The 14,741-nt window shown below is 55.3% G+C and carries 10 protein-coding genes and 1 pseudogene; 9 read left to right on the top strand and 2 right to left on the bottom strand.

Annotation, left to right across the window (positions count from 1 at the left end):
• Positions 1–365 precede the first annotated feature (365 nt).
• The 3 genes from AB5062_RS21580 (at position 366) to AB5062_RS21590 (ending at position 3,278) form a co-directional block, all read left to right on the top strand.
• Positions 366–1,595, top strand: a complete 1,230-nt coding sequence (locus AB5062_RS21580; RefSeq protein WP_004292747.1) for a site-specific integrase — start codon at positions 366–368, stop codon at positions 1,593–1,595.
• Between the two features lie 64 nt (positions 1,596–1,659).
• Positions 1,660–2,871, top strand: a complete 1,212-nt coding sequence (locus tag AB5062_RS21585; RefSeq protein WP_004322054.1) for a site-specific integrase — start codon at positions 1,660–1,662, stop codon at positions 2,869–2,871.
• 17 nt (positions 2,872–2,888) lie between these two features.
• Positions 2,889–3,278, top strand: coding sequence for a hypothetical protein (locus tag AB5062_RS21590; RefSeq protein ID WP_004292749.1), 390 nt, complete (start codon positions 2,889–2,891; stop codon positions 3,276–3,278).
• Between the two features lie 191 nt (positions 3,279–3,469).
• Here the strand turns inward: AB5062_RS21590 and AB5062_RS21595 are convergent, their stop codons facing one another.
• Positions 3,470–3,772, bottom strand: a complete 303-nt coding sequence (locus AB5062_RS21595; protein ID WP_004292750.1) for a helix-turn-helix domain-containing protein — start codon at positions 3,770–3,772, stop codon at positions 3,470–3,472.
• 37 nt (positions 3,773–3,809) lie between these two features.
• Positions 3,810–4,124 (bottom strand): helix-turn-helix domain-containing protein, encoded by a 315-nt coding sequence (locus tag AB5062_RS21600; protein ID WP_004292751.1) that lies wholly within the window; start codon positions 4,122–4,124, stop codon positions 3,810–3,812.
• Positions 4,125–4,478: 354 nt separating this feature from the next.
• On the opposite strand from AB5062_RS21600, the gene AB5062_RS21605 reads away from it, so the two are divergent.
• The 6 genes and pseudogenes from AB5062_RS21605 to AB5062_RS21630 all read left to right on the top strand — a co-directional run.
• A complete protein-coding gene (locus tag AB5062_RS21605; RefSeq protein WP_004292752.1) occupies positions 4,479–4,988 on the top strand; it encodes a helix-turn-helix domain-containing protein in 510 nt (169 codons plus the stop codon).
• 8 nt (positions 4,989–4,996) lie between these two features.
• Complete coding sequence (locus tag AB5062_RS21610) at positions 4,997–5,290, top strand: DUF3408 domain-containing protein (protein ID WP_004292753.1); 294 nt, start codon at positions 4,997–4,999, stop codon at positions 5,288–5,290.
• Between the two features lie 32 nt (positions 5,291–5,322).
• Positions 5,323–6,909, top strand: coding sequence for a DUF3945 domain-containing protein (locus AB5062_RS21615; protein ID WP_004292754.1), 1,587 nt, complete (start codon positions 5,323–5,325; stop codon positions 6,907–6,909).
• Positions 6,910–7,058: 149 nt separating this feature from the next.
• The gene (locus AB5062_RS21620) at positions 7,059–9,161 is read left to right on the top strand and encodes a type IA DNA topoisomerase (RefSeq protein ID WP_004322053.1); all 2,103 of its coding nucleotides are present in this window, start codon (positions 7,059–7,061) and stop codon (positions 9,159–9,161) included.
• Between the two features lie 237 nt (positions 9,162–9,398).
• A complete protein-coding gene (locus tag AB5062_RS21625; RefSeq protein ID WP_004292755.1) occupies positions 9,399–9,851 on the top strand; it encodes a DUF1896 family protein in 453 nt (150 codons plus the stop codon).
• Positions 9,838–14,667, top strand: a pseudogene (locus tag AB5062_RS21630) (N-6 DNA methylase); the annotation flags it as partial. The gene AB5062_RS21625 and the pseudogene AB5062_RS21630, both read left to right, overlap by 14 nt.
• Positions 14,668–14,741: the final 74 nt, after the last annotated feature.

A 14,741-nucleotide genomic window follows, 5' to 3' on the forward strand; every position in this document is an offset into this window, starting at 1 on the left:
CCGAGATAGGCTTGGATGACAGCCATGTCCGTTCCCATTTCCACGTGCAGGCTTCCGAAGCTGTGGCGGGTACAGTGGGAACTCATTAGCATAGCAACATCAAATAGAACAGCGCGTTAGAAACATAATCTGTTAGAAATGAGCTACATTTCATTATCTGGCACACCTTTCTGAAACGGATTCAGACGGAATGCCGAATCGGTTCCGTTTCTTAACCGTTAACAGGTTGTTTCGGAAACCTGCCGTGTTAACCGGATGATTGAAAAAAGTTCTCCGACGGGTTGTTTTTCTATGATACTCAGTATTTTGCGTAGCGATGAACGCTTACATTCATAATAACTTTGCACTCAAAAAAATGTAGGCGTATGAAAATTGAGAAATTCAAGGTCTTGCTGTTTTTGAAGAAGACCGAACCCGACAAGTCGGGCAAAGCTCCCATCATGGGACGCATCACATTGAACCGGACGGTGGCGCAGTTCAGCACCAAGCTCTCGTGCACGCCCAAGCTGTGGAACGTGCGTGAAAACCGTCTGGAAGGAAAGAGCCGCGAGGCGGTGGAGACCAATGCGAAAATCGAGAAACTGCTGCTGGCCATCCATGCGGCATTCAATGAATTGCAGGAACGGAAACGCGATTTCGGCGCTGCGGACGTGAGGAACCTTTTCCAGGGAAGCATGGAAACCCAGATGACCCTGCTCCGGCTGTTCGACCGGCACATCGAGGAAACGAGGGAGCGCATCGGCATCGATGTGTGCGCGTCCTCCATGAGCACCTACCATTATGCGCGGAAAACGCTCGGCGAGTTTGTCAGGAAAAAATACAAGGTGAAGGACATCGCCTTCGGTGCGTTGAACGAACAGTTCATTCGGGAATACCAGTCCTATATCGAAGTAAAATGCGGGTATTCCAACCAGACCTCACGGCATCATCTGGCCCTGCTGAAACGGATCTGCCGGATAGCGTACAAGGAAGGGTTCTCCGAGCGGTACCATTTCCTGCATTTCAAGATACCCAAGCAGAAGGAGACCACCCCGAAGGCGTTGAGCCGCGAGGACTTCGAGAAGCTGCGTGACTTGGAAATCCCGGAAAAGCGCCGCTCCCTCGTCCTTACGAGGGACCTGTTCCTGTTTGCCTGTTATGCCGGAACCGCCTATGCGGACACCATATCCATTACCCGCGAGAACCTCTTCACCGACGATGAAGGCAGCCTGTGGTTGAAATACCGACGGAAAAAGAACGAACTGACGGCGCGCGTCAAACTGCTACCCGAGGCCATTGCCCTGATAGAGAAATACCGGGACGATTTGCGGGAGACCCTGTTCCCTAACCAGCTGTACAGTACGCTTCGGGCGAACATGAAAATCCTGCGCGTGCTGGCCGGACTGACGACCGAACTCGTCTATCATATGGGAAGGCACTCGTTTGCCTCGCTTGTCACGCTCGAAGAGGGCGTGCCCATCGAGACCATCAGCAAGATGCTGGGACATAACAATATAAAGACGACCCAGATCTATGCCCGAGTCACCCCGAAAAAGCTGTTCGAGGACATGGACCGCTTCATTGAGGCGACCAAAGACCTTGAACTGGTTTTATGAGAAAGGGTTGTAAAAACGAGATTGGAAAAAAATAAATGTAGAACATCAGCTAAAATGAACCATCATGCGTAGCACTTTCAAGATATTGCCCTATATCAATAGGAAAAGAATCAAGTCCGACGGCACGACCGCCGTCCTTTGCCGTGTGTCCATCGACGGCAAAAGCATCCTCATCACGACCGGCATCTTCTGCCGTCCGGAGGATTGGAACAGCCAGACGGGAACCATCCGCCAGCCCCGCGAGAACAACCGCCTCGCAGAATTCCGCCTGAATCTCGAACGGGCTTATGACCGCCTCCTGAAAGAACAGGGCGCAGTCAGCGCCGAACTGCTGAAAAACGCCGTGACAGGTGTGGCGACCATTCCCCAGACCCTTCTCAAAGGCGGCGAAGCGGAGCGGGAACGGCTCAGGCTGCGTGCCGAACAAATCCATTCGACTTCCACGTTCCGGCAGTCGAAGACCACGCAGCTCAACCTGCAACAGTTCCTCCAGTCCCGTGGCCTGGAGGACATCGCCTTTTCCGACATCACGGAGGAGTTCGGCCATTCGTTCAAACTGTTCCTGAAAAAGGAACTGGGTTATGCCTCCGGGCATGTGAACCACTGCCTGTGCTGGCTGAACCGCCTTATCTATATTGCGGTGGATGAGGGCGTGCTCCGGTGCAACCCCTTGGAGGACGTGCATTATGAGAAGAAGGACCCGCCCAAGATGCGCCACATCAGCCGCAGCGAGCTGAAACGCCTTATGGCCACGCCGATGCCGGATCCCAAGGTGGAGCTGGCCCGCCGCATGTTCATCTTCTCCTCGCTGACCGGTCTGGCGTACGCGGACGTGTATAACCTGTACCCCCGACACATCGGCAAAACTTCTGAGGGCAGGCTCTATATCCGCAAGCCGAGGGAAAAGACCGAGGTGGAGACCTTCGTCCCCCTGCACCCGGCCGCTCGGCAGATTCTGGAACTGTACAATACCACGGACGACACCCGTCCCGTGTTCCCCCTGCCCAAGCGGGACATCCTTTGGTACGACATTCACGGGCTGGGTGTCATGCTGGGCATCCAGAAGAACCTTTCCCATCACGCCGCAAGGCACACCTTCGGTACCCTTTTGGTCTCCGAGGGCATTTCCATAGAAAGCGCGGCGAAGATGATGGGCCATGCCGACATCAACAGCACCCAGATTTATGCGCAGATTACCGACTGCAAGATATCGAAGGACATGGACCGTCTGATGGAACGGCGCAACAGCCGGAACGAAATGCCAATGGATGAATAACAAAAAAGTCAGGAATCATGGAACGTTACATTATCACTTTGGACGAACACGGCACACTTCACGTGCCGGATGTTTCCGCAACAGCCATCTGGATGAATGAACCGGAACTGATGGAACTGTTCGGCGTGGTTGCCCTCACGCTCCGGGCGGCGATAAAGGCCGTGTACAAGAGCGGCATCCTGAATCCCGGCGAAGCGGAACGTCGTGTCCGCCAAGCGGACGGGTACGGGATGGACGTGCTGTACGGCCTCCCGTTGGTCATTGCCCTTGCCTTCCGCCTTCATACCTGCGGGGCAAAACGTCTGCGAGAACGGGTCATCGGAAAATTCACTTGCCACGGTGGACGGAATACCGCCCGCCTGTTCATCTTTCCGGTCAGTCCGCATTGGCAAATGGTGCGGAATTGACCGTATTATCAACTCACGCACAATAAAGCGGCGCATCATGAGAGGATTATCTCCCGTGATGCGCCGCTTTCGTACATTCCTACAGGTGGCCGGGTCATTTGCAAGTGTTTTTTGCAAATACCGGAAAGGGTGGTCCACTTTTCAATGCGTACACGACTTCTACCGCCACCTACATTTTTCCCATGTCCTTCTCAGGTTCCGATACGGAATGCCTCCCGATAACCCTCCATCAGCAGCCGTTCGATATCCGACTCCCGGTACAGGATTTTCCCTCCCAGCTGGATATAAGACATGCGCCCCGCATCCCGGTATTCCTGCAATGTCCGGCGGCAGGTCTTCAACAATTTGGCCACTTCCCGGTCTGTCAGGTAGCGTTCCCCGCCCAATACGGGGCGGTAGTTTTCGGCCAATAATTCAATGTGGTCCAATGCGTGCTCCAGCATTCTGAACAGCGCGGCCATCTGTCCGCTTTCCCTTGTCATCAATTCGTTCATTGTCAGTCTGATTTAAGTGATACTCATTTAACCTTCCTCAAATAGTTTTTCCTTTCAAGGCCGCCAGGGTGCGGCGTTCCTCCACCAGCGGCACGATGCGCCGCACGTCCTCCGCCCGGTAGAACATCTTGCGCACAATCTGTGAGTAAGCCAGCGTGCCGTTGTCGCGCAGCGTCTGCAAGGTGCGCGGGCTGATTTGCAGGATCTGGCACACCTCCGTGCTGTCCAGCCATTCACTGAGGCGTTTCTCCTCCGCCTTGCGGCAGAACCTGTCCACCATTCCGGCCAGCCGGTTGAAACGCGCCATCAATTCCTCAAAAGTCTTTTGCTCGATTACGATTACATTTTCCATAAGATTACCGTTTAATTGTGATTATGCCGCAAAGTAAACGGAATTACGGGCAGAGTCCACCGCTTGTCAGGCGCGTGGCAGCATTTGGCGTTGTCGTGGCAGCCGTTGGCGTTCTTCGGGTACATCTATCTCCCCATCATTCCTGTTCCAGTCCCTGCCCCACACCTTATATATAATATATGGTAAGGCAAGACACCTTATGTACCTTGAGGGATGGAAACAGCGGCATAAAAGCTTTTTCAGACCTGCCGGACGGGACTTTTCAAAAAAATCATTGCCGACTCGGTAACGACTATGGAAAACGCCTCTTGCACAATACCGATTTTTGCAGCGTAATCATCAACAAGGAACGATATGGACACAGAGAAAGTGAAACAGAACCCGGCCGTGGAAGCGGCGGGAAGCAGTGGCGGGCAAGCCGCAAGAATCTTCAAGAAGGAGAATATCCCGAAGACGGCGGAAACGGTCGGGCGGGACACCTTCGAGGAATGGATGGGACGCATCATGGAACGTTTCGACCGCCAGGACCGGATCATCTCGGTGCTGGTGAACAAGGATGCCGCCGGAGTGAAGTACCTGGACGGGGAACGGTTGTACGACAACCAGGACCTGTGCGAGATGCTGAGGACAAGCAAACGGTCGCTGCAACGCTTCCGAAGCAAGTACAGGCTCCGTTACCAACGGATTGGTCACAAGACCTATTACAAGGAATCGGACGTGCTGGAGTTCATCAGCCAAAATATGGAGGAAGTGCTGCAAGGCGGTACCAAGGTGCTCCGCATGAAAGAGCAACCCGGCATGGAAGCCCCAAAGAACAAATCCGGCAAAAGACCGGGCCACAAGAAGTATTCACCTAAAAAATAAAAGTAAAAATGATGGCAACGGAAAAAGAAAACATGGCCATGACGGCTGAAACCAGAGAACAGAAACCGAGTATGGCCACCTGCAAGGAAGCCTTGGCGGATTACAGGCGGATTTACCTGCCCGTGCCTGCCATTGAAGACCGCAAGCCGGTATTCCTCAGCAAGGAGACCCGTGACAGGCTGGACCGGATAGTCCGGTTGTTCGGTGAGCGGAAAATGAGCGTTTCAGGATTGACGGAAAACATCGTCCGCCGCCACTTGGAAATATATGAGAAGGAAATAGACGAATGGCGCAAGCTGTGATTTTGATAACCCATTAAAAAACATCGAAAAAAATGGAACAGAAAAAGAAAAAGCAAGAGGACGTGCTGGTCGTCCGCGACGAGAAAACGGGCGAGATCAGCGTGGTCGCCGGGCTGGACGGCAAGGGCTACCCCAATACGAAGCCCGCGAAGCCGGAACACTCGCAGGACTTCCTGCGCTTCGACCGCCACGGGGACATGGTGGACAATTTCTTCAAGAACTTCTACCGCCAGTGCAAGGAGCCGACGCGCTTCGGCTTCTATCGGGTGGCGGCGGATGCGGTGGACACGCTGCTTCCCGTCATCAAGGACTTCCTGAAAGACCCCGTGGCAAACGCGGAGATACTTGCCTCGCACAAGGTGGACACCGCCAAGTACCAGCAACAAGCAGAAACAGAGAATGTCAAACAAGAAAAAAATAACAACGAACCCATTAAAAAGACAGAAGAAATGGAAAAGAAAGAAGAACTGAAACAAGAGAAGGATGTTCAGCAGCCACAGGTAGCTGAAACACAGGAGAAGCCTAATCTGATAGCGGACGACCAAGTAAACTGGGAGGAACTGCGCAAGTGCGGCATTGACAAGGAGAAACTCTCGGAAAAGGACCTAAAAGCCCTGATGAACTACGGCAAGACGGGATTAGTGACGGTAAAGCCGACCTTCGGCTATGAGAGTTACGAATTGCAGGCCCGATTGTCTTTCCAGAAGATGGAGGACGGCTATCTGAAGCTGACACCCCATTTTATCCGCAATGAACCACGCCTTGACATCCCCCACAGGGGCTACACCTTCACCGAAGAGGACAAGAAGACGTTGAAACGCACGGGCAACCTCGGCAAGCCCGTCAACTTCGCCAACGAGAAGACAGGTGAAATCAAGCCCCACTACATCAGCATCGACCGCCTGACGAATGAAATCGTGGACATCCCTGCCGACAAGGTGCGCATCCCTAACAAAATCGGACAGACCAACCTGTCAAGGGAAGAGCAGGACATCCTACGTGCGGGATTGCCTTTGCCCAAGGAAGTGATGCTCTCCAACGGGCGCAAGTTCCAAGCCTTGTTGCAGGTGAACGCCGACAAGCGCGATGTGGAGTTCGTGCCGGGACAACCGAGGCAGCAGCAATCCCAGCGTCAGGGAAACGGCCAAGGTAAGGCGCAGGACAATTCCAATTCGCCCCAACAGTCACAAGGTGAAGAAGATGGGAATAACCAGCAACGCCGTAACCGCTCGTGGACAAACGAGGACGGGAGCATCCGCCCCATCAAGAAATGGAAAGACGATGTGTTTACCGACCAGCAGATAGCCGACTACGTGGCGGGCAAGACGGTGGTGCTCGCCAATGCGAAGGACGACCAAGGCCAGCCCTGCACGAAGTACCTGAAGTTCAACTTCGAGAAAGGCCGACCGCTGACCTACTCGCAGAACCCCGACCTCGCGCAGACCGTCGCACCGTCCAACGAGAGCCGGACACAGCTCGCCGTGAACAACGAAGGGAAGACCAACGAAGCGACCAAACACGTGAAAGAGCCGTTGCAGCAGGGTCAGACCACGCCGAAGAATGATGCGCAGCAGAAGCAGCAGGCCAAGAAATCCAAAGGCATGAAAGTATCTTCCTGATTGCCGCCACTAAATCCATCCGATAAGTATTGACGGGCTGAAACGGGGAACATGCACCGCCTTGTGCGCATATCCCACAAACAATGCCGTGCCCCGTTTCATCCCCATTAAAGACAAAAGTATCAACGAATAAAAAAACAGAGAAAGACATGATTACCATATTGGCAGAAAAACCGAGCGTCGCCCGTGAGATAGCACGGATTGTCGGCGCGATGAAAAGGGAAGAAGGGTATTTCACCGGGAACGGCTACCACGTGACATGGGCGCTGGGGCATCTGGTGCAGCTTGCCCTGCCAGACGGCTACGGCATCAAGGGCTTCCGGCGCGACAGCCTGCCTGTCATTCCTAAAAACTTCGAGCTTATACCCCGACAGGTAAAAACGGACAAGGGCTACAAGGCGGACGCGGCGGCGGTGAAGCAAATCAAGGTGATAACCAAGCTGTGGAACGAAAGCGATGGCATCATCGTGGCGACCGACTGCGCCCGTGAAGGCGAACTGATTTTCAGGTATTTGTATTCCTATATCGGCTGCACCCTGCCGTTCCAAAGGCTGTGGATAAGCTCGCTGACAGATGCCGCCATCCGCAAGGGATTAAAGAAACTGAAGGACGGCCGCGAATACGACAACCTCTATCAAGCCGCCAAAGCCCGCAGCGAAGCCGACTGGCTGGTAGGCATCAACGGCACACAGGCGTTGTCGGTGGCCGCCGGGCGCGGCACGTATTCCGTGGGACGGGTGCAGACACCCACGCTGACGATGGTCTGCCAACGTTTTTGGGAGAACAAGCGTTTCCAGCCCGAACCGGTATACCAGCTCCATTTCACCACGCCGTCGGTGAGCGTGGATGAGGTCGTGAAGTTCGCCTCGGTGGAGAAATGGAAGGACAAGGAGGAAGCCGCCATACTATATAATAAGGTAAAGGAACAGATGGCAGCAACCGTTACCAAAGTCGAAAAGAGGGAAAAGATAGAGAACCCTCCGCTCCTGTACGACCTGACCACGCTACAAAAGAAGGCGAACACGAGGCACGGCTTCACGGCGGAACAGACGCTCGCCCTCGTGCAGAAGCTCTACGAGGCGAAGCTCGTCACCTATCCGAGAACATCAAGCCGCTACATCCCGGAGGACGTGTTTGACGAAGTGCCCATGCTGTTCGACCGTCTGGCAACCCATTCTTCCTTTGCGGAGAAGATTGGAGCCTTGGACGGACTGAACCGCCGCAGCGTGGACGCCTCGAAAGTGACCGACCACCATGCCCTGTTGGTGACACCCAACCGTCCATTGGCGCTCTACAAGGACGAGCAGACCATCTACGACATGATTGTGGGGCGCATGGTGGAAGCGTTCTCCCCGGAGTGCGTCAAGGACACGACCACCGTCCGGGCGGAGTGTGAGGGCATAGCGTTCGAGACAAAAGGCTGCATCGTGCGCAAGGCGGGCTGGCGGTCGGTCTATGGCGAGGACAACATAGACACCGTTTTGCCCGACTGGAAAGAAGGTGATATATTGGCAATGAGCGGCTGTTCGATGAGTTCGGGCATGACACGCCCGAAGCCGTTGCATACCGAAAGCACCCTGCTGGCGGCGATGGAGACCGCCGGGCGCGAGGGCTTGGAGGACGAGGAAGCGCGGCAGGCGTTGAAGGACTGCGGCATCGGCACGCCCGCCACCCGTGCCGCCATCATCGAGACCCTGCTCAAAAGGGAATACATGGTGCGCGTGAAGAAGTCGCTCGTGCCGACGGAGAAAGGGCTTGCCCTGTATTCCATCGTCAGGGGCATGGACATCGCCGACGTGGAGATGACGGGACGCTGGGAGGCGGAACTGGCGGAGATAGAAAAAGGCAGGATGCCGCACGAGGCATTCATCCGCGACATTGAAAGCTATACCCGGAAAATCACCACGGAACTGCTTGCCTCGGACAAGCTGTTCGGGCACAAGGCATCGGACTGTGCCTGCCCCAAGTGCGGCAAGGGTACGATGCAGTTCTACGGCAAGGTGGTGCGCTGCGACAACCCGGACTGCGCCCTGCCCGTGTTCCGCCAGATGGCGGGCAGGACGCTCACCGACGCGGAAATGAACGAACTGCTGGCAAAAGGCAGCACGGGTGTCCTCAACGGCTTCAAGAGCAGGCAGGGCAAGCCGTTCAGCGCAATGGTCACATTCGATGCGGATTTCAATACAAAATTCGTGTTTCCCGAAGCCAAAGGCACAAAAAAATTCACTAACAGGAAAGGAGGAAGAAAATAATACGTACCTTTTAATAAAGTAAGCTGCATCTCGGAATAAAAAATAAGCGAGCTTATTTTGTTCTCCCCTCGATTTGCATTACTTTTGCCACTGATTCATGTCATAATCTGTTTCAATTCGTTGATACTCGTTATTCACATGGATTTAGTGGCGGCACTCGGAGGGATACCGGGTGCCTTTTTTCTTCTTTCCTATCCATTCCACAATCTGATTTTTCACCACTAAATCCATCAGAAAATGAAACAGAACAAGAAAACCGTCCCAGCGGAACTGTCCTACTACGGGCTGTACCTGCTGGACTACCTGAGAAAATACCATCCCGACAAAGTTTCCGACACGTACCTTATTGCAGAGAGGGAGGAAGCTGCCGCCACCACCTTTGAAAAAGAAAGGTCGGCAGGAAGTACGGTCGAGTATGCCCACGAGGAAGCCATGCGCGTCCTGCTGCACGGGCTGCACTTCTCGCCCTACGCCCTGCTGCGCGAGGTCGTGGAAAACGAGTTCGCCGACGAGGTGGCGGAATCCGGCCGCGAGGCGTTCTGCAACGAGCTTTATCCCTACTTGACAAACCTGTTCGCCGGTTACGACACGTCGGACGACACCTTCGCCCTGTCGCCCGGACACGACCTGCTCTACACGGAGCTGGTGGGAACCGTCATGCTTTATCTGGAGTCCTATGGCGTTCAATAGGAAACAGAAGATGCGCGACAACATCGAGGCGGTACGCACGGCGTTCACGCTGGACCGGGAGCGGCGCACACCCACCGAGAGGGAACGTGCGCTATTAGAGCGTTACTGCGGCTTCGGGGGCCTGAAGTGCATCCTGAACCCGGCAAGGGAACTGGCGGACGCCGCGCGTTGGGCGAAGTCCGACCTCGAACTGTTCGCGCCTACGGTGGAACTGCACCGAATCATTAGAGAGAACAGCAAGGATGAAACGGAGTACAAACGCTACGTGGACTCGCTTAAAGCCTCGGTGCTGACGGCGTTCTACACCCCGAAAGCAATAACCGACACCATCGCGGACGTGCTGCACGACAAGAAGGTGCGCCCCAACCTCGTGCTGGAGCCGTCAGCGGGCATGGGCGCGTTCATCGGCTCGGTGCTGTCGGACAACCCGCAGGCGGAGGTGATGGCCTTCGAGAAAGACCTGCTGACGGGCAAGATGCTGGGACACCTGTACCCGCAGCAGAAGATACGCACGGAGGGCTTCGAGAAGATAGAAAAGCCGTTCCTGAACCGTTTTGACCTTGCCATATCCAACATCCCTTTCGGGGACATCGCGGTGTTCGACCCGGAATATGCCAACGGCTCGGTGTTCAAGAAGATAGCGGCAAGGAAGGTGCATACCTATTTCTTCCTGAAAGGGCTGGACGCGGTGCGTGACGGCGGCATCGTGGCGTTCATCACCTCGCAGGGGGTATTGAATACGGAAAGCAACGGCGGCACACGCTACATGATGACAAGGAAAGCGGACTTGGTGTCCGCCATCCGCCTGCCGAACAACCTGTTCACGGAAGATGCCAACACGGAGGTGGGGTGTGACCTGATAATCCTGCAAAAGAATGAAGGCAAGGAGGAACTTTCCGAGGAAGACAAGAGGTTGGGCGATGTGGTAAAGAGCAACCACACGAACATTGTTTCCAACGGGTATTTCCTCGACCACCCGGAACGCATCATCCATACCGACGCGAAAAGGGACACCGACCCTTACGGTAAGCCCGCTATGGTTTATACGCACAGCGGTGGTGTGGAGGGCATCGCAACGGATTTGTACCAAATGCTGTCGGCGGACTTGTCGGCACGGCTGGACTTGGAACGCTATAATGGCATCAAGGAAAAAAGGCAGGAGACTCGGCAGACGATTGTCGTACAACCTATGCAGACGGAGGCGAAAAAAGAAGAAAAGTCGGTACAGTTGAAAGCGGAACCGGTGCAAGCCGTGGCTCAGGAGGTGGAAAGCAAACGCCCCGAAGCCCCGGTTATGGACTTGTACGACCTGTTCGGCTACACGCAGGAAGAGCGGCGGTTGGCGGAACGGGGGCTGAAACCGGAACGGAAGAAAAGCGGTAAGTCCAAAGGGAAGAAAGCCGTACAGCCAACATTGTTCTCCCTCCCGAAGAGCGGAAAGGAGGAAGCGGCGAAAAAAGAAAGCGGAAAAGTGAAAGCCAAATCCACAGAAGCGGCTTCCGACATCACGTCCTTGACTCCGGAAGAAGCGCAGGAAATGGAGGAAATTATCCGCAACAGGATGGATGTGCCGCAAGCGTCCCGACAGGAAACCGTTTCTGCCACTTCACCCGATGTGAAAGACGCTTCCGAAACCACAGAGGACGATGACCCGGAGGATGCCATCTACCGCAGTCTGGACTGGGAGACCAACCCGCCCATCAACGGCTTCTATGAAATGATGATGTCGCTCACGCCGGAACGCCGGGCGGAACTGCGCCGCCTCGGTCGGGAGAAGATGGATGCCAATGCAGCCAAACAGGCGGAAAGGGCGGCGGAGGCGAAAAAAGAAGAAAGACAGGCTACGGAAATGGAGCAACCATCGTCCGTGCGCCCATTTTATCCCGTTGAGAACGGTTTTGAGGCGGAAGGGAAAGCGCAAATCGAGCGTGTGGAAAGGGAAATGCGCGAGGAAGAAGCCGCCTTGACACCCGAAGAACGGCAACGCCGGAAAGAGGAAGCGATGATGCCACGCCCGTTCAAGGGCATCATGGAGCCGCACTTGAAAGACGGCTCTCTGGTATGGGAACACACAGGCGGCGTCCGCTTCCAAATCGGGGTGCTGAGGGATGTCACCAGGTACGGGGCGACTTTCCAGCCGCTCGACATGGAGGGGATGCAGGCGCAGAAGGCACAGTTGTACATCGACCTGCGTAACACCTACGAGCGGCTCTACGTCCACGAAGCGGAGAACCACGAGGAAAACGCCCTGCTGCGCCGCAACCTGAACACCTACTACGATGAGTTCGTCATGCGCTACGGCAACCTGAACGCCAAGCACAACGCAAAGTTCATCCTGATGGACGCTTCGGGGCGCAACATGCTCTCGTTGGAGCGCGGCGAGGACGGGCAGTTTGTCAAGGCGGACATCTTCGACCGTCCCGTTTCCTTTTCGCAGGAAACATTGGTCGAAGTGGAATCGCCCGAAGAAGCCCTGTCCGCCTCGCTCAACCTGTACGGCGGCGTGAACCTGCCCTACATGGAATCCCTCTGCGACCTGCCGCAAGCGGAGATGCTGGAAGCCCTGAAAGGGCGGGTGTTCTACAACCCGTTGGCGGAGGGCTACGAGATTGCCGACCGCTTCATCGCCGGGAACGTGGTGCAGAAAGTCGCCGACGTGGAGGGCTGGATTAGGGAACACGAGGGACACGCAATGCTGCCGCAGGCGCAGGAGTCATTGGCGGCTTTGCGCGAGAATGTGCCCGAACAAATCCCCTTCGAGGACTTGGACTTCAACTTCGGGGAGCGTTGGATACCCACGGGCGTGTATGCCGCCTACATGAGCCGCCTGTTCGACACGGACGTGCGGATAACCTACTCGGAAAGCCTTGACGAGTATTCCGTGAACTGTGCCTGCAAGACGATGAAAATCACAGACGAGTTTCTGGTAAAGGGCTATTACCGCAACTACGACGGCATGAACCTGCTGAAACACGCGCTGCACAACACCTGCCCGGACATGATGAAAAGCATCGGCAAGGACGAAAACGGGAACGACATCAAGGTGCGCGACAGCGAGGGCATCCAGCTCGCCAACGCGAAGATTGACGAAATCCGAAACGGCTTCACCGAATGGCTGGAAGAACAGTCGCCGGAGTTCAAGAAACGCCTGACAGATATGTACAACGGCAAGTTCAACTGCTTCGTGCGCCCGAAGTACGACGGCTCGCACCAGAAGTTCCCGGGCTTGGACCTGAAAGGCTTGGGCATAAAGGACTTGTACCCCTCGCAGAAGGATTGCGTATGGATGGTGAAACAGAACGGCGGCGGCATAGGCGACCAGGAAGTTGGCGGCGGCAAGACGCTGATAATGTGCGTCGCCTCCTACGAGATGAAGCGTCTGGGCTTGGCGCACAAGCCGATGATTATCGGGTTGAAAGCCAACGTGAGGGAGATTGCCGAGACCTACCGCAAGGCTTACCCCAACGCCCGCATCCTCTACGCCTCGGAGAAGGACTTTTCCGCCGCCAACCGGGTGCGCTTCTTCAACGACATCAAGAACAACGATTGGGATTGCGTCATCATGTCGCACGACCAGTTCGGAAAGATCCCGCAGTCGCCGGAGTTGCAGCAGCGCATCTTGCAGGCGGAACTGGACACGGTGGAGGAAAACCTTGAGGTATTGCGTAGTCAGGGCAAGGACGTGTCACGCGCCATGCTGCGGGGCTTGGAGAAACGCAAGTTCAACCTGCAAGCCAAATTGGAAAAGGTGGAACACGCCATCAAGACGAGGGCGGACGACGTGGCGGACTTCAAGCAGATGGGCATCGACCACCTCTTTGTCGATGAGAGCCACCAATTCAAGAACCTGACGTTCAACACGCGCCACGACCGAGTGGCGGGGCTGGGCAACTCCGAGGGGAGCCAGAAGGCGCTGAACCTGCTGTTCGCCATCCGCACCATACAGGAACGGACGGGCAGGGATTTGGGAGCCACGTTCCTCTCCGGCACGACCATATCCAATAGCCTCACGGAGTTATATCTGCTGTTCAAGTACCTGCGCCCGAAGGCGTTGGAGAAGCAGGACATCCGCTGTTTCGACGCATGGGCGGCGATATTCGCTAAGAAGACGACCGACTTTGAGTTCAACGTAACGAACAGCATCGTGCAGAAGGAACGTTTCCGCTACTTTATTAAAGTACCCGAACTGGCGGCGTTCTACAACGAGATAACCGACTACCGCACGGCGGAGGACATTGGCGTGGAACGTCCGAAGAAGAACGAGATACTGCACCACATTCCGCCCACGCCCGACCAAGAGGTGTTTATCGGAAAGCTGATGCAGTTCGCCAAGTCCGGCGATGCGACTATCTTAGGCAGGCCGCCGCTGTCGGAAACAGAGGAAAAGGCGAAGATGCTCATCGCCACGGACTATGCCCGGAAGATGGCATTGGACATGCGCATGATTGACCCGAATTACGAAGACCACCCCGACAACAAGGCGAGCCATTGCGCCAAGATGATAGCGGAATACTATCATAAATACGATGCGCAGAGGGGTACGCAGTTCGTGTTCAGCGACCTCGGTACATTCCAGCCGGGCGGCGGATGGAGCGTCTATACCGAAATCAAGCGCAAGCTGGTGGAGGACTACGGCATACCCGCCCATGAAATCCGCTTCATTCAGGAGTGCAAGACCGAGAAGGCAAGGAAGGCGGTCATCGAGGCGATGAACGAGGGGCAGGTGCGTGTGCTGTTCGGATCGACGAGTATGCTCGGCACGGGTGTGAATGCCCAGCGCAGGGCGGTCGCCATCCATCACCTCGACACGCCGTGGGTGCGACATGAAGTCGCATAGATAATTGTTGGAATGATACTTACGGGTATCAGCTTTAACCCGCTGTTCCGTCA

The sequence above is a fragment of the Phocaeicola sp. RTP21359st1_B8_RTP21360_211022 genome, assembly GCF_040911965.1.
Lineage (GTDB): Bacteria > Bacteroidota > Bacteroidia > Bacteroidales > Bacteroidaceae > Phocaeicola > Phocaeicola vulgatus.

Bases quoted from the DNA above. Each gene is read 5' to 3' on its own strand.
- AB5062_RS21585 (WP_004322054.1), top strand. From the start codon at position 1,660: ATGCGTAGCACTTTCAAGATATTGCCCTATATCAATAGGAAAAGAATC.
- AB5062_RS21590 (WP_004292749.1), top strand. From the start codon at position 2,889: ATGGAACGTTACATTATCACTTTGGACGAACACGGCACACTTCACGTG.
- AB5062_RS21620 (WP_004322053.1), top strand. From the start codon at position 7,059: ATGATTACCATATTGGCAGAAAAACCGAGCGTCGCCCGTGAGATAGCA.
- AB5062_RS21595 (WP_004292750.1), bottom strand. From the start codon at position 3,772: ATGAACGAATTGATGACAAGGGAAAGCGGACAGATGGCCGCGCTGTTC.
- AB5062_RS21615 (WP_004292754.1), top strand. From the start codon at position 5,323: ATGGAACAGAAAAAGAAAAAGCAAGAGGACGTGCTGGTCGTCCGCGAC.
- AB5062_RS21600 (WP_004292751.1), bottom strand. From the start codon at position 4,124: ATGGAAAATGTAATCGTAATCGAGCAAAAGACTTTTGAGGAATTGATG.
- AB5062_RS21580 (WP_004292747.1), top strand. From the start codon at position 366: ATGAAAATTGAGAAATTCAAGGTCTTGCTGTTTTTGAAGAAGACCGAA.
- AB5062_RS21625 (WP_004292755.1), top strand. From the start codon at position 9,399: ATGAAACAGAACAAGAAAACCGTCCCAGCGGAACTGTCCTACTACGGG.
- AB5062_RS21605 (WP_004292752.1), top strand. From the start codon at position 4,479: ATGGACACAGAGAAAGTGAAACAGAACCCGGCCGTGGAAGCGGCGGGA.
- AB5062_RS21610 (WP_004292753.1), top strand. From the start codon at position 4,997: ATGATGGCAACGGAAAAAGAAAACATGGCCATGACGGCTGAAACCAGA.